Raw genomic sequence first — 20,356 nt, forward strand, 5'->3', positions numbered from 1 at the left:
CGCAGCTTTGCTTTGTCTCTGACCAACACTCCGGCCCGCTGAATGATACGGGGCCGGTCAGCAGAGAGGATCACCAAATGGCAAAAGTTGCGTTTCTGGGTTTGGGCGTCATGGGCTATCCAATGGCCGGACATTTGCAGGCGGCGGGTCATGAGGTGACCGTTTTCAATCGGACAGCCGCAAAGGCCGAAGCCTGGGTTGCCCAACATGGCGGCGCGATGGCGATCACCCCGCAAGACGCTGCTAAGGGCGCAGATTTCGTGATGGCCTGCGTCGGCAATGACGACGACCTGCGCATGGTCTGCACCGGCGAGGGCGGCGCCTTTCACGGCATGGCCGAAGGTGCAACATTCGTTGATCACACCACCGTGTCCGCCAAGGTCACACGCGAGCTGTATGCCGCGGCGCAAAGCAAGGGGATTGCCTTTGTGGACGCCCCGATCTCGGGCGGTCAGGCGGGTGCCGAGAATGGCGCATTGTCGATCATGTGTGGCGGCGATCAGGTGGCTTACGATGCGGCTGAACCAATCATGCAGGTCTATTCCAAGATCTGCCGCAGGATCGGTGACAGCGGCGCGGGGCAGATGACCAAGATGTGCAACCAGATTGCCATTGCCGGTCTGGTTCAGGGCCTGAGCGAAGCGTTGCATTTTGCCGAAAAGGCCGGCTTGGATGGGCGCTCGGTCGTTGAGGTGATCAGCCAGGGTGCTGCGGGCAGCTGGCAGATGGCGAACCGCTATGAAACCATGCTGGACGATCATTTCGATCATGGATTTGCGGTGGACTGGATGCGCAAGGATTTGGGGATCTGTCTGGAGACGGCGAATGAAACCGGGGCCTCCCTGCCGGTGACGGCTTTGGTCGACCAGTTCTACAAGGATGTGCAAAAGCTGGGCGGCGGTCGGTGGGACACGTCCTCGCTGTTCAAGCGTTTGCGCGCGCTGGACTGAGGTCAGGGGGGCTGTCTGCCCCCCGCCGCGCCTGAGGGCGCGTCTCCCCCCGAAGATATTTTCAGCCAGATGAAGGGGATCCTGGTGTCGGACGAACAGGGTATGAGCGATATGACTGTGTTCTGGGCAACTGCGTTGCGGCTGCACTGGGGGCTTGAGGCGCGTTTGACGCGGCTGGATGGTGAGTATGATCTGAACTTTCTGGTGCAGGCGAAAAACGGTCAGGATTACATTCTGAAGGTCATGCGCCCCGGCTGCGCTCGCGGTTTGGTGGATCTGCAGATCAAGGCGTTGGAGCATATTGCCGCGACGGCCCCGGGCCTGCCCTTCCCAAAGGTCTTTGCGGATTTGAATGGCGACGTTTTGCCGGAGATTCAGGACGAAACCGGTGCATCCCGTTTGGTCTGGCTGCTTGAGTGCTTGCCCGGCGAGTGTTACGCGCAAGCCGCGCCCAAAAGCGAGGAATTGATCCTGAGGTTGGGGCGCGTTCTTGGCGCGACGGATCGGGCGTTGGAAGGCTTCGCGCATGACGGGTTGGATCGGGCAGGGTTCAAGTGGGATCTGACGCAGACCGGTTGGATCGCGGATCAACTGGGCGTCATTCAGGATGAAGACCGGCGCAGATTGCTAGGCGAAATCGTCGCCGGGTTCGACGCCATTTCGGACACGCTTGCGAGCCTGCCGAGACAGGCCATTCACAACGACGCCAACGATTACAATGTTCTGGTCGATGGCGCGCTGGGTCAGGGCCAGACCGTCACGGGCCTGATCGATCTGGGTGATATGTGCGCAGCGCCCCGCGTGTGCGACCTGGCCATTGCCGGTGCCTATGTCGTGCTGGATCACCCGAAACCCGAACGCGCCCTGACAGCGTTGGTGCGCGGCTATCACGCCGCGAACCGTCTGAGCCCGCAGGAGCTTGATCTGATCTGGCCACTTCTGCGGATGCGGCTGGCTGTGTCCGTGGTGAACTCGACCCTGATGGCGGCGGAAAACCCGGATGATCCCTATGTGACGATTTCACAGGCTCCGGCGTGGCGGTTTCTGGAAAACGCTGCGGTCAATGGCGGCTTGATGCCAGCACGTCTGCGCGCCGCATGTCACGTGCCGGTCACCGACGGGGCCGAACGTGTTCACGCCTATCTGGCGGCACATCGCGGTCACTTTGCCCAGATGTTCGGACAGGACCTTGGCGAGGTTCCCATGGGCTCGCTGTCGGTGGAAAACTCGACCTGGCCGCAAAACCCGTTCCACATGCCTTTGGAAGAGGCAGCGCGGGTCGGGGAAGAGTTCGGAGACGGGTTCTGGCTCGGATATTACAACGAACCGCGGCTGATTTATGCGGAACCGGGGTTTCGCAAAGGCCCGTGGAAGGCGTCCGACCGGCGGACAGTGCATCTGGCGGTGGATGTCTTTGCCCCGGCAGGCACCGCATTGCACGCGCCTGTCAGTGGGCGGGTCGAAGTGGTCGAAAAGCGGGACAGCCATCTGGATTATGGCGGCGTGGTGATCCTGCGCCATGAAACGCCCCAAGGCGATCCGTTCTACACCCTCTACGGTCATCTGGACCCCGAGGTCTGTGATCGGCTGAAACCGGGCGATCCCGTGGCGCAGGGCGCGGCCTTCGCACAGCTTGGCGATGCCAGCCAGAATGGCGGCTGGGCCCCGCATGTGCATTTCCAATTGGCGCTGACAACGGTTGGGATGGAGGCCGACTGGCCCGGCGTGGGCGACCCGGACGAGATGTTCCTGTGGCACGCGGTCTGCCCGAACCCCGCCGCGTTGTTGAACTTGCCGGATGACAAGGTGCTTTATCAACCGACCGACAAGCAGGCCATTCTGCAAGGCCGCCATGATCATTTCGGCGGCAACCTGTCGCTGACCTATGATGATCCGGTCATGCTGGTGCGCGGGTGGAAGCACCATCTGTTCGACGAATGGGGTCGCCCCTATTTGGACGCGTATAACAACGTCCCCCATGTGGGCCATGCGCATCCTCGCATTCAGGCCGTTGCGGCGGATCAGTTGAAGCGCATGAACTCGAACACGCGGTATCTGCATCCGGCACAGACGGCGTTTGCCGATAAGGTCTTGTCGAAACTGCCCGATCACCTTGAGGTCTGTTTCTTCGTCAATTCCGGCACCGAGGCCAACGAACTGGCCCTGCGGCTGGCCCGCGCCCATACCGGGGCCAAGGGGATCGTGACGCCGGATCATGGTTATCACGGCAATACCAACGCGGCGGTGGCAATCTCGGCCTATAAGTTCAACAAACCCGGCGGGGTTGGTCAGGCGGATTGGGTTGAACTGGTCGAGGTCGCGGATGATTATCGCGGATCGTTCCGGCGCGATGATCCGGACCGCGCCCAGAAGTTCGCCGATTTCGTCGATCCGGCGATCACCGCGTTGCAAAGCAAAGGCCATGGGCTTGCCGGGTTCATCGCAGAAACCTTCCCCTCGGTCGGGGGGCAGATCATTCCGCCCAAGGGCTATCTGCCTGCCGTTTATGAGAAAATTCGCGCTGCTGGGGGTGTTTGCATCGCGGATGAGGTGCAAACCGGGCTGGGTCGTCTGGGTGACTACTATTTCGGTTTTGAGCATCAGGGCGCGTTGCCGGACATCGTGGTGATGGGCAAGCCCATCGGAAACGGCCACCCTCTGGGCGTTGTGGTCACCACCAAAGAGATCGCCCAAAGCTTTGACAACGGGATCGAGTTTTTCTCGACCTTTGGCGGCTCGACCCTGTCTTGCCGGATCGGCAAAGAGGTGCTGGATATCGTCGATGACGAAGGCCTGCAGGAGAATGCGCGCCTGATGGGTGCGCGGCTGATCGACGGGTTGCGCCAGATCGAATCTGATTTCGGATGTGTCGGAGATGTTCGCGGGATGGGGCTGTTTCTGGGGGTGGAGTTGATCAACCCCGACGGCTCGGAAGGCACTGAAATCTGCAAATACGTCAAGAACCGGATGCGTGACCACCGCATCCTGATTGGCAGTGAGGGGCCAAAGGACAATATCCTAAAAATCCGCCCGCCGCTGACCATCGAGGCCGAGGATGTGGATATGATTCTGTTCGCGCTGAGGGATGTGTTGTCAGAGATCGGTGATTTCACCCCGGCGCAGGTTTGCGATCACGACCACCATCACGCGGCATGTGGCAGCTGCTGACAAAGTAACCCCGGCCGTTAAGCCGGGGTTTACCGCGTCGCTTAATGCAACACGGTCGAGGGGGTCTGGTGGCCGGTGGTCTGCATCGGAATGGCCGTCATCATGCGCCGCAGGGTCAGGCCCAGTTCCTCGGACAGTGATGCCAGAGCCGGGGCAAAATCCGGACGCACGATCAGGGATGCCATCATCATCGCATCCTCGCGCGCGCCTTCGGCTGCCGCGCCGATCATTTGCGCGAAACAGTTTTCATCCGCGCCCAGGCATCCGCATCCCAACCCATGCCGCACCAGCGGTCGGCGACCGTGATGGGCACAAAGCGAGCACAGCCGATCCAGCGTCAGCATCGCCGCCCGGCCCTGATCCGCGCCCAGCGCAATGTCGAAATCACTTGCGGCATCGGCACGGCCCTTGGGGCCATCGCCCCAAAGCCGCAGATACATAACGGCACCTGCTTCGATCGGGTCGAGGTCGGACAACCGGCCAACGGACGCCCCACCCCGCGACGTCGGCGCGCTCATTTCGTGAGAATCAATTTGCCCGCGCGAGTGATGCGCAGGGTATACATTTGATCGCCCAGCTCGATATGGGCCAGGTTACCGCCCTTTGTCAGCTCTTCGGCTTTGTGCGAAGGCAGCATGGACACGGCATAGGACTGAGTAGGGTTCGGGGTCGGGGTCTGCGCGTTCATCGGTCAACTCCAGAAGTTTTCAGGCAAACGGCCTTGTTTGTTCGCGGTTTCTTACTCTGGCTGACCCGAGAATGGGCTGGCTCTCTGTTCCTGTGCTTAATCTGATTATTTTAGTAAGGTATGTCAAGTGCCCTGTTTGCACGCGCGAGCATTTGCCGGTTTGCGACCAGCGCCAAGCCACGATAAGTCTTTGACAAATTCAGCAATTAGGTAGGTATTCAGTGATGGCAGCGGTTGTATTTGACCTCGACGGAACTCTGGTCGACAGCCTCGGCGATATCGTGGCAGCAGCGAACCGGACGCTGGACGATGTCGGCCTGCCGCCCCTGCCCACAGAGGTCATCGGTCGATTCGTCGGAAACGGTCTGCCCAAGCTGGTCGAGCGCATGATCCGGCACTATAACCTGCCAATGGACCGCCATAGTGAACTGACCAAGGTGATGCTGGCCCATTACAATGCCGGGGCCAGCAAAACGACTGTGCCCTATGATGGCATTCCCGAGGCGTTGGACGACCTCAAACGCATGGGATGCACCCTTGGCGTCTGTACCAACAAGCCTGAGGTCCCGGCCCGTCACATTCTGGATGCGCTGAACCTGTCACCTTTCTTCGATGCGATCCTTGGTGGCGACACTCTGAACACACGAAAACCCGACCCCAGCCACCTGTTCGCCAGCTTTGACGCGCTAGGCGTCGCAGGGCCACGCCTGTTTGTCGGGGACAGCGAAGTGGATGCAGAAACCTCGGACCGGGCGGGGATTCCGTTTTTGCTGTTTACCCAAGGCTACCGAAAATCGCCGGTCGCGGAGATTCCGCACACCGTTGCCTATGACAGCGCAACAGAATTGCCGGCGCTGGTTACTCGGATGCTGGAAAAGGCACAGTAAACCCACGCCCAAAAATTATTGAGGGGCCGGCCGAGGGGGTAGTGACCAGCCCCTCATCGGGGAAAAACTGTTTGGTCGCGCGCGACCTGTGGTTGGGTTCGTTCTAACGAATCCCTTTTCGCGGCGAAATTGGGGGTTTCCCGTAGAGAAACAAAAAAGTTGAAAAAGGCTGCTTTGGATACCTGCGACGGTCCCGCAGTATCAATCAGGTCGAACCGGCGAACAGGATGCTGTTCACGCTCGTTCCGCGACTTCTGCGAGCCTTAGTCCGATTGCGCGGCAGAATTCACACCGCGTTGATCCTGATAGTGTTTTGCCTTCGACATTTTCCCGATACCCGGATTGAACGAGTTGGTCGGATCGCAGCATGTGTAATGTGCTGCCAGATCGGGCTTGGCCTTATACAGGTGACCAACATTGTGTTCTGCCGGGTATTCCGCCCCGCGCTGATCGAACAGCTCCAGCATCGCAGCCTTAAGCGCCTTGGGATCTGCCCCCTTCCGGACCACGTAATCCTGATGCATCACGTGGCACATGAAGTGGCCGTAATAGAGTTTGTGGACCAGTTGATCCTCGATCTCGGGGGGCAGTTTTTCCAACCATTCCCTATCGTTGCGGCGCAGGGCGACATCCAGCGCGATGATGTCTTCAACCTCATTGGCATGGATGGCCATATAGCGCACGGCGGCACCCGCGGCGGCAAACCGGTGCAGACCGGCAATCTTGGCCTCGCGCGCGTCGCATTCGAAGAAATCCGCATCACGGTCTTTCAGAAATTCCGGCAACCAACTGGCGGCCTCGGCGATGCCACCCTCTTTCATCTTCAGGATCAGGTGGTGTTCGTACTTGTCCCGGAATTGCGTCATTCGTTTGGGCAGGACGCGCGGCCAAATCGACACCGCCATTTGCATGAACCTGTCGGTAAAATTGCTGAGGAACGGAATGCGGCGTAAACGGGCATCCACGGCCCCCTTCATGGCAAAGAAGAATGGCAGCCGATCTGTGCCCAGCTTGTCGATCATCACCACCGTGTCCTTGCCGTATTTCGCGGTGATGTCGAATACCTCACGCTGCATGTATTCGGCGGATACCGGCAGAGACTGGAACTCGGACAGGATATGTCGACGCAAGTCTGCCAGATCCTCGGGGTCGTTGGTTCCGATATAGAAGACCTGTTCGGCCTTGTTCTTGGGGAAGGTATCAAGACGCACGGCAAACACCGCCAATTTTCCGGCGGATCCGGCGGATTCGAACAGTTTGGCCTTGTCGGCGTTGAACCGCGCAGGCGTTTCGGCATCGACGTCCCGCACGATCTGCGCATAGTCGCTGGCCGAGGCGCGCTTGTTCGTCGCCCCCGGATTGCGCTCGAACTGTCCTGCATCGAGATTGGCAAGGATTTCTTCGGGCGTTTCGCCCAGATCAATGCCCAGATGGTTGACCAGTTCCAACTCGCCCTGTTCGGTGATCCGGGCATAGACGGACAGTTCCGTATAAACCGGCCCGCGTTCAACCAGCGAACCGCCCGAGTTGTTGCAGACGCCACCCACAATCGACGCGCCGATACAGGATGATCCGATCACCGAATGCGGCTCGCGCCCAAGCGGGGCCAGCAGTTTCTCCAATGCAAATAGGGTGGCGCCCGGAAAGCTGACGATCTGCGCGCCATCATTCAGGGGTACCAGAGCATCCATCCGCCGCGTGTTGATCAGCACCACATCGCGATCATAACTGCCCGAAGGGGTCGACCCCTCGGTCAGTCCGGTATTGGCCGCCTGCATAATGACGATCTTGTCGGCGGCAACGCAGGCTTGCAGCACCTTCCACTGTTCCAACAAAGAACCGGGTTGAATGACGCACAGCGCCTCCCCCTCGCCCGAGCGGAAGCCGCGCCGGAACCGTTCGGTCGCGCGTTCGCCTGTCAGGACGTGGCGCGATCCGACGATGGAACGGAAATGTTTGATCAGCGCGTCATTGGTCATGGCAGCCTCCGGCCCGTTCTATACGTTGCGAAAACGGATGTTCTCGCGGCTCAGTTGATCGATGCTGGTGACGCCCATCAGTTTCATGTCGCGTTCAATCTCGGCCCGCATCAAGCCAAGGGAGCGTTCGACCCCCGCCTGCCCTGCAGCGGCCAGCGGGTACAGATAGTGCCGTCCGACGCCCACAGCTTTGGCCCCTATCGACAGTGCCTTCAGCACATGCGTGCCACGTTGGATGCCACTGTCCATCATCACGTCCAGCTTGTCACCCACCGCATCGACAATCTCGGCCAGTTGATCGAACGGCGTGCGCGACCCGTCCAGTTGCCGCCCGCCGTGATTCGACAGGATGATGCCGGTGCAGCCGATCTCGGCGGCGCGTTTGGCATCCTCGACGGTCATGACGCCCTTGAGGCAGAACTGACCGTCCCAGTCGCGCACCATCTGCGCCACGTCATCCCAGTTCATCGACGGGTCCAGCATGTCGGTGAAATAGCCGCCGATGGAACTGGCACCGCCGCCCATGTCGACGTGTTCTTCCAGTTGCGGCAGGCGGAATTTCTCATGCGTGACATAGTTGATCCCCCACATCGGCTTGATCGCAAACTGGATCATGCCACCCAGCGTCAGGCGGAACGGGATGGAAAACCCGGTGCGCAGGTCACGCTCACGATTGCCGCCGGTGATGCTGTCAACGGTCAGCATCATCACCTCGACACCGGCTTCTTTGGCGCGCTGCATCATGGCCGAGTTCAACCCGCGATCCTTGTGGAAGTAGAACTGATAGACCTGCGGGTTCTTGTGCTTTTGCCGCAACTCCTCAAGCGAGACCGTGCCCAGCGAGGACACCCCGAACATCGTCCCGTATTTCTCAGCCGCCGCTGCCACCGCGCGTTCGCCCTGATGGTGGAACAGGCGCTGCAGGGCGGTGGGCGAACAATAGACCGGCATGTCCAGCTTTTGCCCCATCACCGTGACCGACATATCCACGTCCTTCACCCCGCGCAGGACCGAGGGCAGCAGGTCGCAACGGTCGAACGCGTTGGTGTTTTCGCGATACGTCACCTCATCATCCGCGCCACCGTCGATGTAGTTGAAGATCGGCCCCGGCAGCCGCTGTTTGGCCAGCCGCCTGAAGTCGTGGAAGTTATGACATTGGGTCAGGCGCATCAGGCAGGCTCCTTAGTAAGCGACCGAAGGTAGCCAGGTGGCTAGGGTTGGCCACAGGAAGACTAATGCCAGGCCGGTCAGCTGCAACAGGACAAAGGGGATAATGCCTTTGTAGATGTGGGTCAGCTTGATCTCGGGCGGGCACACGCCTTTCAGGTAGAACAGGGCGAAGCCAACCGGCGGTGTCAGAAAGCTGGTTTGCAGCGTCACCGCGACAAGGATGACGAACCACACCAGCGCCGGTTCATCCAGAACGCCAAAACCGGGAATGTCGATGCCCAACCCGTTCACGATGGGGCGCATCAAGGGCAGCACGATCAGCGTGATCTCGATCCAGTCCAGCACAAAGCCCAGCAGGAAGACGATGAACAGGATGAAGAGGATGGTGCCGTTGGCTCCGAACCCGGTGGATTGCACGACGTGTTCGATCAACTCGTCGCCGCCCAATTCACGCAGGACGTAGGAGAATACAGTCGCCCCAAGGAAGATCGCGAAGATATAGGCGGTGGTGTTGAAGGTCGAGACCAGCACGTTCCACAGTTTCGCAAAGCTCAGCTTGCGATAGCCAAGCGCCAGCAGCGTCGCACCCAACGCACCGATACCTGAGGCCTCGGTTGGAGTGGTCAGACCAGCAAAGATCGACCCCAGAACCGCGAGGATCAGCATCAGCGTCGGGATGACCGCGATCAGCACGTCCTTGACGGCGGCCCAGTCGGGGGCCTTTGCGCCCTCGGGCACCGGGGCTGCGTCGCGCTTCACCAGCGCGAGGATGAAGATATAGGTCAGGTAGAGGCCACCGATGATCACGCCGGGGAAGACAGCGGCCATGAACAGGTCTCCGACAGACAAGGCCATCTGGTCAGCCATGATCACCAGCATGATCGACGGCGGGATCAGGATGCCCAGCGTGCCCGAGGCCGACACCACACCCGCCGCCAGCGTCGGCTGGTATTTCTGCTGCATCATCGACGGCAGCGACAGCACGCCCAGCAGCACAACAGACGCACCGATGATGCCCGTCGAGGCCGCAAGGATGATCCCGATCAGAGTCACGGTAATCGCAAGACCTCCGCGCACGGTGCCGAACAGGCGCTGCATCGAAGACATCAGACGCTCGGCCACACCGGATTCGTCCAGCATCAGGCCCATGAAGATGAACATCGGCAGCGCCACCAGAACCGCGTTGGACATGGTCGCGTAGACACGATTTACCACCGCGCCGAGGGTCAGGTAATCGAGCCCGGTAAACGTGCTTTCCAATCCGGTCCACAACATCAGATCATTGTCGAACAGGTAGGCCAAACCACAGTAGGCCACACCGACACCGGCCAGAACCCAAGCCACCGGATAGCCGGTAAACAGCAGCGCGATAAAGGTCAGGAACATCGCGATGACCAGCTTTTCCTCGGTCGTCTCAACAAGGAACGTCAGGCCCACGCAAACGGCGGCAAAGACAGCCAGCACCAGCAGAATACGGCGCAGCGGCGCGCCTTTGCGTTCCGAGGCCGGCCCATAAAGCAGCGCGTGTCCATCGTGGATCAACCGCGCCAGCGCGGCCAGCGCCAGCAGGATGAAACTGATCGGAATGACCGCCTTAAACGCCCAACGAGCAGGCAGACCGGTGGGGCTGTCAGACCGTTCATTGACGCGGAAGCTTTCGTAGAAATAGTCATAGCCCTGATCGATCATCAGATAGATGAACGGGGTCAGCAGGGTCAGGATGCCGATCACTTCGATGATCCGCTGCGCCCGGCGAGACAGCTGCATATGCAAGACGTCCACACGCACATGGCTGTCGGTGATCAGGGCGTAGGAAATGCCGATCATCGTGACGATGCCGTAAAAGTGCCACTGGATCTCATCCAGCTTGGGATAGTTCTGGCTGAACAGGTAACGCAGCGAGACCTGAGAGAAGATCGCCGCCATCAGCAGGACGTTCGCCCACATGACCACGTGACCTACGGCCTTGACGCTGGTGTCGATCGCCACGGCGATTTTCTGGCGGTCAGTCTCGGGATGTTCCAGGATGCCCTCATAGGCTTCGACCGGATCGTTGAGGTTCTTTTGCGTGGCCATGGTCATTCCTCGCTCAGCAGCCCGGCGCGCGGGCGGTGAAAGGTTAGAAAGTCCGAAATTCAGAAACAAAGAACCGGAGCCACGGTTGCCGCCGCCCCGGTTGCGTCAGTCAGGAAGGTTACTGACGCGGGAGGAAGGCGTTGGTCTTCCACAGGTCATAGCCATCACGGAATTCGTTCATGTCGGCCAGGACTTTGGCAAAGAAGGCGTCGTTTGCGGCTTCCTCAGCAGCAACCTCTTCCCAGGTCGCGCGGAAGGTATCCAGCATCTCGGGCGACCATTGCTTGATGGTGACACCGTTGTTTTCGACATTGTCGATCAACGCTGCGTGCTGAATGGCTTCGCCTTCGGCAAAGCTGTCCGCCATCGAGGCCTTACAGGCGTTTTCGATGATTGCCTTGTGCCGATCGCTGGTCTCGTTCCAGACGTCCTTATTGATCATCAACTCAAACACGGTCGCCTGCTGGTGCCAGCCGGGGAAATAGTTGAACTTGACCAGCTTGTGGAAGCCCAGACGCGCATCGATCGCGGGCATCGAGAATTCGGTCGCGTCGATGGCGCCTTTTTCCAGTGCTGGGAAAATCTCACCACCCGGTAGCAACGAGGTCGCAACGCCCAGTTTCTGCATGACTTTGCCGCCCAGACCGAAGAAACGCATCTTCAGACCGTTCAGGTCTTCGGGCGAGTTGATCTCGGTCGCAAACCAGCCCGAAGTTTCGGGGGCAATAACCGCGCAAGGGATGACGTGGACGTTGTAGCCGGCCTGATCGTACATCTCCTGATACAGGCTCATGCCGTTGCCGTAATACAGCCATGCCATATATTCGCCTGCCTCGGGACCGAAGGGCACAGCCGAGAACAGCGGCGCGGCGGGGATTTTACCTGCCCAATACCCAGCAGTGGTGTAGCCCGAGTTGATCTTGCCGGTGGACACAGCGTCCAGAATTTCGAACGGCGGAACCAGCTTGCCAGGCTCATACACCTTCATTTTCAGCGTACCGCCCGACATCAGCTCCAACTGCTCGGCCACGCGCGGAATCGGCGAGCCCAGGCCCGGCAATTCGGTCGAGAAGGCAATCGGGGTTTTCAGCAACAACTTGTCAGCGGCAATCGCTGGTGCGGCCAGAACGCTGGCAGCAACGGCCAGGCTCGTCAGGGTCTTCTTCATGAAATCTCCTCCAGGGTAGGTCGGGCAAGTGCCTCGATCAGCGGCGCAGGCTCTTCCAGCGCCTCTCCGGTGGTAAACTAACTTTACCATTACAAACCAGTCAACAATTTTGTTTACCAGTGGGTAAGATCATCAAGGCAATTACAGGAGCTTTCCCAATTTAATTTGATCGACGACGGGCGCTTCCTCAGCGTCCGCCACGCCGAAAATCGCATTTAAATGAATGAATTGCGCCCAAAAAATCAGGCACAGCGTGTTTTCTTGAGTTTTTCCAACAGATGGTTATATTTATTTACCAATAGACCCGTTCTTTACACCCAAAGCGAGGCGACACGCATGTCCACCAAAGCGATTTTCGAACCAGTCGGACACGAATCGCTGGCTGACGCAGTGGTTGCGCAGATCGAGGATCTGATTGCTTCGGGCATCCTGAAACAGGGGCGCAAACTGCCGTCGGAACGCGATCTGGCTGAGATGCTGCGCGTGTCACGCCCGAAGCTGCGCGAGGCATTGTCGGTTCTGGAAGAACGCGGCCTTGTGACCACGCAACACGGGGAAGGCACCTTTGTTGCCGCTTTGACCGGCCAAGCGATGCTGCCAGCCCTGTTGGCCCTTTATGAACGGCACGAGCCTGCGTTTTTCGACTATCTGGAATACCGGCGCGAGCAAGAAGGCTTTGCCGCCCGTCTCGCCGCGCGTCGTGCGACCAAGGCCGATAAGGAACGTATTGCCGAGATTCTGGCCGAAAACGAACGAGCCTGGCATGAGAATGACGCAAAGGCATCGCGCGAGGCTGATTTTGCGCTGCACGCCGCAATTGTCGATGCCAGCCAGAACGCCACGTTGATCCATATGATGGCCTCGATCTACGAGTTGACCAAACAGGGCGTTTTCTACAACCGCAGCTTTTTGAAATCGATTGATGGTTCGGGCAAGAAGCTGCTCGACCAACATCTGGAACTTGGTCAGTCCGTCATAGATGGGGACGAGCAGCGCGCTGAACAGGCCGCGTTCGATCATATCGATTTCGTGGAAGACTCGTTCCGGCTGGGCATCGAACAACAGCGGCGCGAGGTGATGGCTGAAAAGCGGCGGATACTCTCAACGTGACTGAGTGAGACCAAGATCGACTCAACGACCAAAAAATAAAAATATTTTCCACTATATGAAAAATACCGCCTGCCCCCTATGGTTTTGCCGAAACGCAATAAGGGGGCTGGATTGGACACACCGAAACGACCGCGCGGCAGGCCGAAATCCCTGTTCAAGGAAAGCTCGGCCGGGACGCTGCAATCTCTGGACCGCGCCCTTGGCACCCTCAGCGCCGTTGCCCGGCTGGAACGCTGCACTCTGACGGATCTGAGCCGCGAGACCGGCGTGCCGACCGCAACCACCCATCGCATACTGGCCACGCTCGCCAATCGCGGCTTTGTGCGCTTTGACGAAGACCGGCAGGAATGGATGGTCGGGATCGAGGCGTATCGCGCCGGGGCCGCCTTTCTGAAACGCAACAACGTGGTCGAAATCTCGCGACCCATCATGCACAGGCTGATGCAGGAGACCGGCGAGACCGCAAATCTGGCCGTACCAGACGCCGGAGACGTGGTCTTTGTCGGCCAGATCGAGACGAAGAACCCGATCCGCGCCTTTTTTCCGCCGGGTGCGCGGACGCCCATGTACGCCTCGGGCACGGGCAAGGCGATTCTGGCCGCGATGGAGCCCGATGGCGTGCGGAAACTGCTGTCTTCATCAACGCTCGAAGCCTTCACTGAACACACGCACAGCGATGTCGCCTCTCTTGAGGCGGATTTGCAGGTTATCCGGCAGCGCGGCTGGTCGTATGATGTCGAAGAACGCTATCTTGGGATGTCCTGTATCGGCGCGGTGATATTCAACGAACAAAACCTGCCCTGCGCCGGAGTGTCCGTGTCCGGGCCAACCGCGCGGTTTAATTCGGAAACGATTGATCGGTTCGGCGATCTGGTCTCAGCCGCTGCACGTGAAATCACGCGCGCCGTTGGTGGGCGGCCGATGCACCCTGATTAGATGTCCTGTCCGGGCGGGTCCAACGGTCCGCCGGGTGCCAGCAGGGCCCGTTCCGACAACCAGGGATTAAGGTCCAGCGCGTCTTTTAGCGCGGTTCTTGCCTCGTCCAGCCGGTTCAGGCCAAGCAGCGACAAGGCCCGCCCGCTGATCGCCGCAACATGGTTCGGAGACAGCTCAATCGCGATGTCGAGGTCGCGCAGCGCCGATCCGTAATCCTGCCGCAGGTAATTGACAAAGGCCCGCTGATTGTACCCTTCCGCATATTGCGGGCAGTAGTCGACTAGCGCGTTCAACTCGTCCAAAGCCCCGATCAGGTCCCAAGCCTCGCGCCGCGCCATGCCCCGATCCAGCATAGTCTGGGATTTGGCATCGGGCGCATCGGTCCAAAGCTCCCACATCTGGCTGGAGAATACGCGCGCCTCGGTCTCGGACCCGGCCTTTTGGGTCTGCGCAATCAGGTCACTGACGCCGTCGATATGATCTGGCGCGTCCGGGCAAGACTGTGCTGTCGCCGCAGACGCTACCGCACACCCAATGATCGCTGCCTGGAGTAGATGTCGCATAATCCAAGGATGGCGCGGGATGAGGTTCTGTCAAGTTGCGTCCAGTGCGCCCAGCATTCCGGTTTCCTTTACAGCCTCCATCGCGACAAAGGTCGATGTGCTGGCCACATGCGGCAGGGATGAGATCTTTTCGGCCAAAACAGCCCGGTATTCCGACATGGAACCGGTCCTGACCTTCAGCAGATAGTCGAAATTCGACGCGATCATATGGGCCTGTTCAATCTCGGCGATCTTACGAACCGCGGCGTTGAATTCGGCCAGCGCCTTTTCCCGCGTGTCCGTCATGCGTACCTCGACAAAGGCCACGTGATCCAGGCCCAGCCGGATCGGATCCAGCATCGCGCGGTAGCCTTTGATGACCCCATCCGCCTCAAGCCGTTTCAACCGCGCCTGTGTCGGAGATTTGGACAACCCGATCCGCCGGGCCAGATCCGCGACCGAGATACGCCCATCCTCGGCCAGTGCTTGCAGGATGGACCGGTCGAACCGATCCAGTTCGGGAAAGTGCATTTGCATCGTTCAAACCCCAATTTTCAGGCGAATGGCCCATGATATCTCAATCTTCAAGCGATTGTCCTGATTTTTTACGAATATACTACTAAAAACGCCCGGAGGATTCATGTCACACAGCCTGCGCACCCTAATCGACACTCAAACCTATGCGGACCAGTCATCTGTGCTGCAGTCCCTGATCGACACGGCAAACCTGACCGACGCAGATCGCACCGTCATTTGCGCCGCCGCCGCCCAGCTTGTCCGCGACATCCGGTCAAGCACCTCGCCGGGGATGATGGAGGTGTTTCTGGCCGAATACGGCCTGTCGACCGACGAAGGCGTGGCCCTGATGTGTCTGGCCGAGGCGCTGTTGCGCGTGCCGGATGCAGACACGATCGACGCGCTGATCGAAGACAAGATTGCGCCCTCGGACTGGGGCAAGCATCTGGGTCAGTCCTCATCCTCGCTGGTCAATGCCTCGACCTGGGCTTTGATGCTGACCGGCAAGGTGCTGGATGAGGGCAAGGCGTCCCCCGTCAGCGCCCTGCGCGGGGCGATCAAACGGCTGGGTGAGCCGGTCATTCGCACGGCCGTTGGCCGCGCCATGAAGGAAATGGGCCGGCAGTTCGTTCAGGGAGAGACCATTCAATCCGCCATGGGCCGCGCCAGCGGGATGGAGGCCAAGGGCTACACCTATTCCTATGACATGCTGGGCGAGGCAGCGCGCACCGAGGCAGATGCCGCCCGCTATCACCTATCCTATTCCCGCGCCATCGCCGCCATTGCCGAGGCGTGCACCCATGACGACATCCGCGCAAACCCCGGCATCTCGGTCAAGTTGTCCGCCCTGCACCCGCGCTATGAATTGGCACAGGAAGAGCGTGTCATGGATGAGCTGGTGCCGCGCCTGCGCGCATTGGCCCTTTTGGCCAAAGCCGCTGGCATGGGTTTGAACGTGGATGCCGAAGAGGCCGACCGACTGTCCTTGTCGTTGCAAGTGATCGAAGAGGTCATGGCTGAGCCTGCGCTGGCCGGATGGGATGGGTTCGGCATCGTTGTGCAGGCTTACGGGCCGCGTGCGGGGTTGGTGCTGGACACTCTCTATGACATGGCACAGCGCCATGACCGCAAGCTGATGGTCCGTCTGGTTAAAGGCGCCTATTGGGATACCGAGATCAAGCGTGCGCAGGTCGAAGGGGTCGATGGGTTCCCTGTCTTTACCCACAAGGCCGCAACCGATGTGTCCTATGTCGCCAATGCGCGCAAGTTGCTGGGCATGACCGACCGCATTTATCCGCAATTCGCGACCCACAACGCCCACACCGTCAGCGCCATTCTTCATATCGCCGAGGACCAGCCGTTCGAATTCCAACGCCTGCACGGCATGGGTGAGACACTGCATCAACTGGTCATGGAAAAGCACAAGACCCGCTGCCGCATCTATGCTCCCGTCGGGGCGCATCGTGACCTTCTGGCCTATCTGGTCCGGCGCTTGCTGGAAAACGGTGCGAACTCGTCCTTCGTGAACCAGATCGTGGATGAGGCCGTGCCGCCGGAAGAGGTTGCCGCCGACCCGTTCACCGCTGTTCAGGCGGCCTCGACACCGCTTCCGACCGGGCCGGAGCTGTTTCTGCCGGAACGCCCGAATTCCAAGGGGTTTGACCTGCGGCATACACCGACGCTCGACAAGATCGACGCGGCGCGGGACCGGTTCCGGGCGCATCACTGGTATGCGCAGCCCCTGCTGTCCGAACAGGCCAAACCCGCGGCGGATCAACCTGTGATCAATCCGGCGCACCCTCAGGACAAGCCCGGCGCGGTTGCCCCCGCCAGCACCGCAGATGTCGAACTGGCTTTGGCCTCGGCCAGCCCCTGGCAGGCCCCTGCCGCGCAACGCACTGAGGTTCTGAACAAGGCCGCTGATCTGTACGAGGCCCATTTCGGTGAGCTGTTCGCCCTTTTGGCCCGCGAGGCCGGGAAATCGCTGCTTGATGCGGTGGCTGAGCTACGCGAAGCGGTGGATTTCCTGCGCTACTATGCGGCCAACATCCCTGCGGCCAAACCTGCCGGGATTTTCACCTGCATCAGCCCGTGGAACTTCCCGCTGGCGATCTTCACCGGCCAGATTTCCGCAGCGCTGGCAACCGGAAACGCGGTTCTGGCAAAACCTGCGCCGCAAACCCCGCTGATCGCGCATCGCGCCATTCAACTGCTGCACGAGGCCGGGGTGCCCCGTGATGCGCTGCAACTGCTGCCCGGCGGGCCAGAGGTGGGCGCGGCGCTGACCTCAGATGCGCGCATCTCGGGCGTGGCCTTCACGGGATCGACGGCAACGGCGCTGAAAATCCGCTCGGCCATGGCGCAGAACATGCGACCCGGCACGCCGTTGATCGCCGAGACCGGCGGGCTGAATGCGATGATCGTCGACAGCACCGCGTTGCCGGAACAGGCGGTGCAATCGATCATCGAAAGCGCGTTTCAATCCGCAGGCCAGCGGTGTTCCGCCCTGCGTTGCCTGTATCTGCAAGAGGACATCGCCGACGACGTCTTGACGATGCTGAAAGGCGCGATGGACGCACTTCGCGTCGGCGACCCGTGGCTGATTTCAACCGATTGCGGCCCGGTGATCGACGAAACCGCGCGTCAGGGCATTGCGGATCACGTCGCCAAAGCGCGGGCCGAGGGGCGCGTTCTCAAGGAACTCGGTACCCCGCCCGAGGGGGTGTTTATTGCCCCGACCCTGATCGAAATCAGCGGCATCGCCGATCTTGAGCGTGAAATCTTTGGCCCGGTTCTGCACGTGGCCCGCTTTAAGGCGCAAGAGATCGATCAGGTGATCGCGGACATCAACGCCACAGGGTATGGCCTGACCTTCGGCCTGCACACCCGTATCGACGACCGCGTCCAGCACGTGACCGAGGCGATCCATGCGGGCAACGTCTATGTGAACCGCAACCAGATCGGGGCCATTGTCGGCTCTCAGCCCTTCGGTGGCGAGGGGCTGTCGGGCACCGGGCCCAAGGCGGGGGGTCCCAACTATATGGCCCGGTTCTGCGCACCGGATCGTCAGACGGCGTCCGAGGCTTGGAATGCACCGGCAGAGTTGCCCGCACCCAAAGGCAAACCCGCCCCGGTACAGACGCAATCCCTGCCCGGCCCGACAGGGGAATCGAACCGGTTGTCCGAGTTTGCACGACCGCCGGTCCTGTGCCTTGGCCCCGGTTCGACAGCATCACGCGCGCAGGCCGATGCGGTTCTGGCCTTGGGTGGAACCGCGATTGAGGCAACCGGTTCGCTTGACCTGCACCGGCTTGAGAACCTGACTGACATCTCAGGCGTCCTGTGGTGGGGCGATGAGGATACGGCACGTCAGGTCGAACAGCATCTGTCCCGCCGCGACGGTCCGATCCTGCCGCTGATCCCCGGCCTGCCGGACCGCGCCCGCGTGCTGGGCGAGCGTCACGTTTGCGTCGATACCACAGCCGCAGGCGGCAACGCCGCGTTGTTGGGCGGTGCGGCATAAGCTGACCTTGACGCTGGGCCCTGAAAAGCCCAGCGTCGCGCCATGTTTCCGATCCGCGACCATAACCCCTCGGGGCGCACGCCCTATGTCGTTTACACGCTGATGGCGGCGAATATCCTGATCTTCCTCAGCTATGTGGGGATCATGGATAACCCGCAACTGATCCAGCGGTTCTATTTCGACTACGCGATCATTCCCGCGCGCATCGCGGATGGCTACGCGTTCGAGACATTCGTGACATCCATGTTTCTGCATGGCGGCTGGATGCATCTGGCCGGGAACATGCTGTTTCTTTGGATCTTCGGGGACAATCTGGAAGATGAAATGGGCCACCTGCCCTTTTTGCTGTTCTATCTCGTTGCCGGTATCGGAGCCGGGCTGATCCACGTCATTACTGCGCCGGATTCGGTGGTGCCGACAATCGGAGCCTCGGGCGCGATTGCCGGGGTGATGGGCGGCTATCTTTTGCTGTTCCCAAAGGCCCGCGTCGATATTCTGCTGATCCTGATCGTCTATTTCAGGGTCTTTTCGATCCCGGCTTTTGTGATGCTGGGCGTCTGGCTGGTGATGCAGTTCTACGGCAGCCTGAACAGCAACCCCGACGAAGGCGGCGTGGCCTATTGGGCCCATACCGGAGGGTTCGTCGTCGGGCTGATCCTGTGTATCCCGCTATGGCTGAAACGCGGCGGCACAGCGTTCTGGGATCGCACCCATGGCCATCCGCCACACCCCGAGACGAAATACAAGCTATCGCAATCACGCATCCCGCGCGTGCCGCGCAAGTAGGCGTGTCTTAGCCCCGGATTACCTTGGCAAAACTGTCAAAGATCGGCTCGTTGGCGCAGATAACCTCGCCGTCTTCCAGCACGCTGCCTTCGGGGTTCAAAGGCTGCACAAAGCCACCCGCTTCTTTCACGATGATCATACCAGCGGCCAGATCCCATGCGTTCAAGCGACGTTCCCAGAACCCTTCGTAGCGGCCAGCCGCCACATAGGCCATGTCCAAGGCGGCAGCGCCCCAGCGACGCACACCGGCGCAGGCGGGCATCAGGCGCGCAAGGTCTTGCAGGGTTGCAGGTAGATCGGAACGGCCACCAAAGGGCAGACCGGTCGAGAAGATCGATTCAATCATGCGGTGACGACCGGACACGCGGATACGCATATCGTTCATCCATGCGCCTTCGCCCTTTTCGGCAAAGAACATCTCGTCCTTGGCAGGGTCGTAGATCACACCGGACACGATCTTACCCTTGTGTTCCAGTGCGATGGACACCGCCCAATGCGGCAAACCGTGCAGGAAGTTGGTGGTGCCGTCCAGCGGATCGACGATCCAGCGGCGGGTCGGGTCCTCGCCGTCAATCGAACCGCCCTCTTCGGCCAGCCAGCCATAGGTCGGGCGCGCACCCAGCAGTTCTTCTTTCAGGATGGCCTCGGCGGCGATATCGGCCTTGGACACAAAGTCGCCCGCGCCCTTCATCGACACCTGCAGGTTCTCGACTTCACGGAAATCCTTGACCAGAGACCGCCCCGCCTTGCGCGCGGCTTTGATCATGATGTTGAGATTTGCACTGCCAACCATTGTGAAAAGGCTCCTGTCCGGTCAAACCGCGCGTATACTGATGCAATGCGCCCTTGCCAAGAGG

16 protein-coding genes are annotated in these 20,356 nt (G+C 60.2%); 7 read left to right on the forward strand and 9 right to left on the reverse strand.

Annotation, left to right across the window (positions count from 1 at the left end; all coding sequences use genetic code 11):
- Positions 1 to 77: 77 nt before the first annotated feature.
- Both ACR0AC_RS03755 and ACR0AC_RS03760 read left to right on the forward strand, forming a co-directional pair.
- The gene (locus ACR0AC_RS03755; protein WP_170452538.1) at positions 78 to 950 is read left to right on the forward strand and encodes an NAD(P)-dependent oxidoreductase; all 873 of its coding nucleotides are present in this window, start codon (positions 78 to 80) and stop codon (positions 948 to 950) included.
- A 69-nt stretch (positions 951 to 1,019) separates the two neighbouring features.
- Positions 1,020 to 4,118, forward strand: a complete 3,099-nt coding sequence (locus tag ACR0AC_RS03760; protein WP_480871991.1) for an aminotransferase class III-fold pyridoxal phosphate-dependent enzyme — start codon at positions 1,020 to 1,022, stop codon at positions 4,116 to 4,118.
- Positions 4,119 to 4,159: 41 nt separating this feature from the next.
- Here ACR0AC_RS03760 and ACR0AC_RS03765 read toward each other — a convergent pair whose 3' ends face one another.
- Together ACR0AC_RS03765 and hemP are read right to left on the reverse strand one after the other, a co-directional pair.
- Entirely contained in the window at positions 4,160 to 4,636 is a 477-nt protein-coding gene (locus tag ACR0AC_RS03765; protein ID WP_170452540.1) for a hypothetical protein, read from the reverse strand.
- Positions 4,633 to 4,806, reverse strand: a complete 174-nt coding sequence (gene hemP, locus ACR0AC_RS03770; RefSeq protein ID WP_170452542.1) for a hemin uptake protein HemP — start codon at positions 4,804 to 4,806, stop codon at positions 4,633 to 4,635. The genes ACR0AC_RS03765 and hemP overlap by 4 nt, the downstream gene beginning before the upstream one ends.
- A 224-nt stretch (positions 4,807 to 5,030) precedes the next feature.
- On the opposite strand from hemP, the gene gph reads away from it, so the two are divergent.
- Entirely contained in the window at positions 5,031 to 5,693 is a 663-nt protein-coding gene (gene gph, locus ACR0AC_RS03775; protein WP_480871993.1) for a phosphoglycolate phosphatase, read from the forward strand.
- A gap of 263 nt (positions 5,694 to 5,956) precedes the next feature.
- Here gph and dld read toward each other — a convergent pair whose 3' ends face one another.
- The 4 genes from dld to ACR0AC_RS03795 all read right to left on the reverse strand — a co-directional run bounded on the left by dld (position 5,957) and on the right by ACR0AC_RS03795 (position 12,086).
- Positions 5,957 to 7,672 (reverse strand): D-lactate dehydrogenase, encoded by a 1,716-nt coding sequence (dld, locus tag ACR0AC_RS03780; protein ID WP_480871995.1) that lies wholly within the window; start codon positions 7,670 to 7,672, stop codon positions 5,957 to 5,959.
- An 18-nt stretch (positions 7,673 to 7,690) separates the two neighbouring features.
- A complete protein-coding gene (locus ACR0AC_RS03785) occupies positions 7,691 to 8,842 on the reverse strand; it encodes an alpha-hydroxy acid oxidase (RefSeq protein WP_170452549.1) in 1,152 nt (383 codons plus the stop codon).
- A gap of 12 nt (positions 8,843 to 8,854) precedes the next feature.
- The gene (locus ACR0AC_RS03790; protein ID WP_170622923.1) at positions 8,855 to 10,918 is read right to left on the reverse strand and encodes a TRAP transporter large permease subunit; all 2,064 of its coding nucleotides are present in this window, start codon (positions 10,916 to 10,918) and stop codon (positions 8,855 to 8,857) included.
- Between the two features lie 118 nt (positions 10,919 to 11,036).
- A complete protein-coding gene (locus ACR0AC_RS03795; RefSeq protein WP_480871997.1) occupies positions 11,037 to 12,086 on the reverse strand; it encodes a TRAP transporter substrate-binding protein in 1,050 nt (349 codons plus the stop codon).
- A gap of 336 nt (positions 12,087 to 12,422) precedes the next feature.
- On the opposite strand from ACR0AC_RS03795, the gene ACR0AC_RS03800 reads away from it, so the two are divergent.
- Together ACR0AC_RS03800 and ACR0AC_RS03805 are read left to right on the forward strand one after the other, a co-directional pair.
- Entirely contained in the window at positions 12,423 to 13,196 is a 774-nt protein-coding gene (locus ACR0AC_RS03800) for a FadR/GntR family transcriptional regulator (RefSeq protein WP_170622919.1), read from the forward strand.
- 111 nt (positions 13,197 to 13,307) lie between these two features.
- Positions 13,308 to 14,132: an IclR family transcriptional regulator gene (locus ACR0AC_RS03805; RefSeq protein ID WP_480707766.1), complete on the forward strand. Its 825-nt coding sequence runs from the start codon at positions 13,308 to 13,310 to the stop codon at positions 14,130 to 14,132.
- Here the strand turns inward: ACR0AC_RS03805 and ACR0AC_RS03810 are convergent.
- Together ACR0AC_RS03810 and ACR0AC_RS03815 are read right to left on the reverse strand one after the other, a co-directional pair.
- Complete coding sequence (locus ACR0AC_RS03810) at positions 14,129 to 14,695, reverse strand: tetratricopeptide repeat protein (RefSeq protein WP_170452557.1); 567 nt, start codon at positions 14,693 to 14,695, stop codon at positions 14,129 to 14,131. The two genes, ACR0AC_RS03805 and ACR0AC_RS03810, sit on opposite strands and share 4 nt — an antisense overlap.
- Before the next feature lie 30 nt (positions 14,696 to 14,725).
- Entirely contained in the window at positions 14,726 to 15,211 is a 486-nt protein-coding gene (locus ACR0AC_RS03815) for a winged helix-turn-helix transcriptional regulator (RefSeq protein ID WP_170622915.1), read from the reverse strand.
- Positions 15,212 to 15,314: 103 nt separating this feature from the next.
- Here ACR0AC_RS03815 and putA point away from each other — a divergent pair, with 103 nt between their 5' ends.
- Entirely contained in the window at positions 15,315 to 18,713 is a 3,399-nt protein-coding gene (gene putA / locus ACR0AC_RS03820) for a bifunctional proline dehydrogenase/L-glutamate gamma-semialdehyde dehydrogenase PutA (protein ID WP_480871999.1), read from the forward strand.
- A 42-nt stretch (positions 18,714 to 18,755) separates the two neighbouring features.
- Positions 18,756 to 19,499: a rhomboid family intramembrane serine protease gene (locus ACR0AC_RS03825; protein ID WP_480872001.1), complete on the forward strand. Its 744-nt coding sequence runs from the start codon at positions 18,756 to 18,758 to the stop codon at positions 19,497 to 19,499.
- Positions 19,500 to 19,506: 7 nt separating this feature from the next.
- Here the strand turns inward: ACR0AC_RS03825 and ACR0AC_RS03830 are convergent, their stop codons facing one another.
- The gene (locus ACR0AC_RS03830) at positions 19,507 to 20,292 is read right to left on the reverse strand and encodes an inositol monophosphatase family protein (protein WP_170622909.1); all 786 of its coding nucleotides are present in this window, start codon (positions 20,290 to 20,292) and stop codon (positions 19,507 to 19,509) included.
- Positions 20,293 to 20,356 lie beyond the last annotated feature (64 nt).

The sequence above is a fragment of the Ruegeria sp. H7 genome (assembly GCF_056532945.1).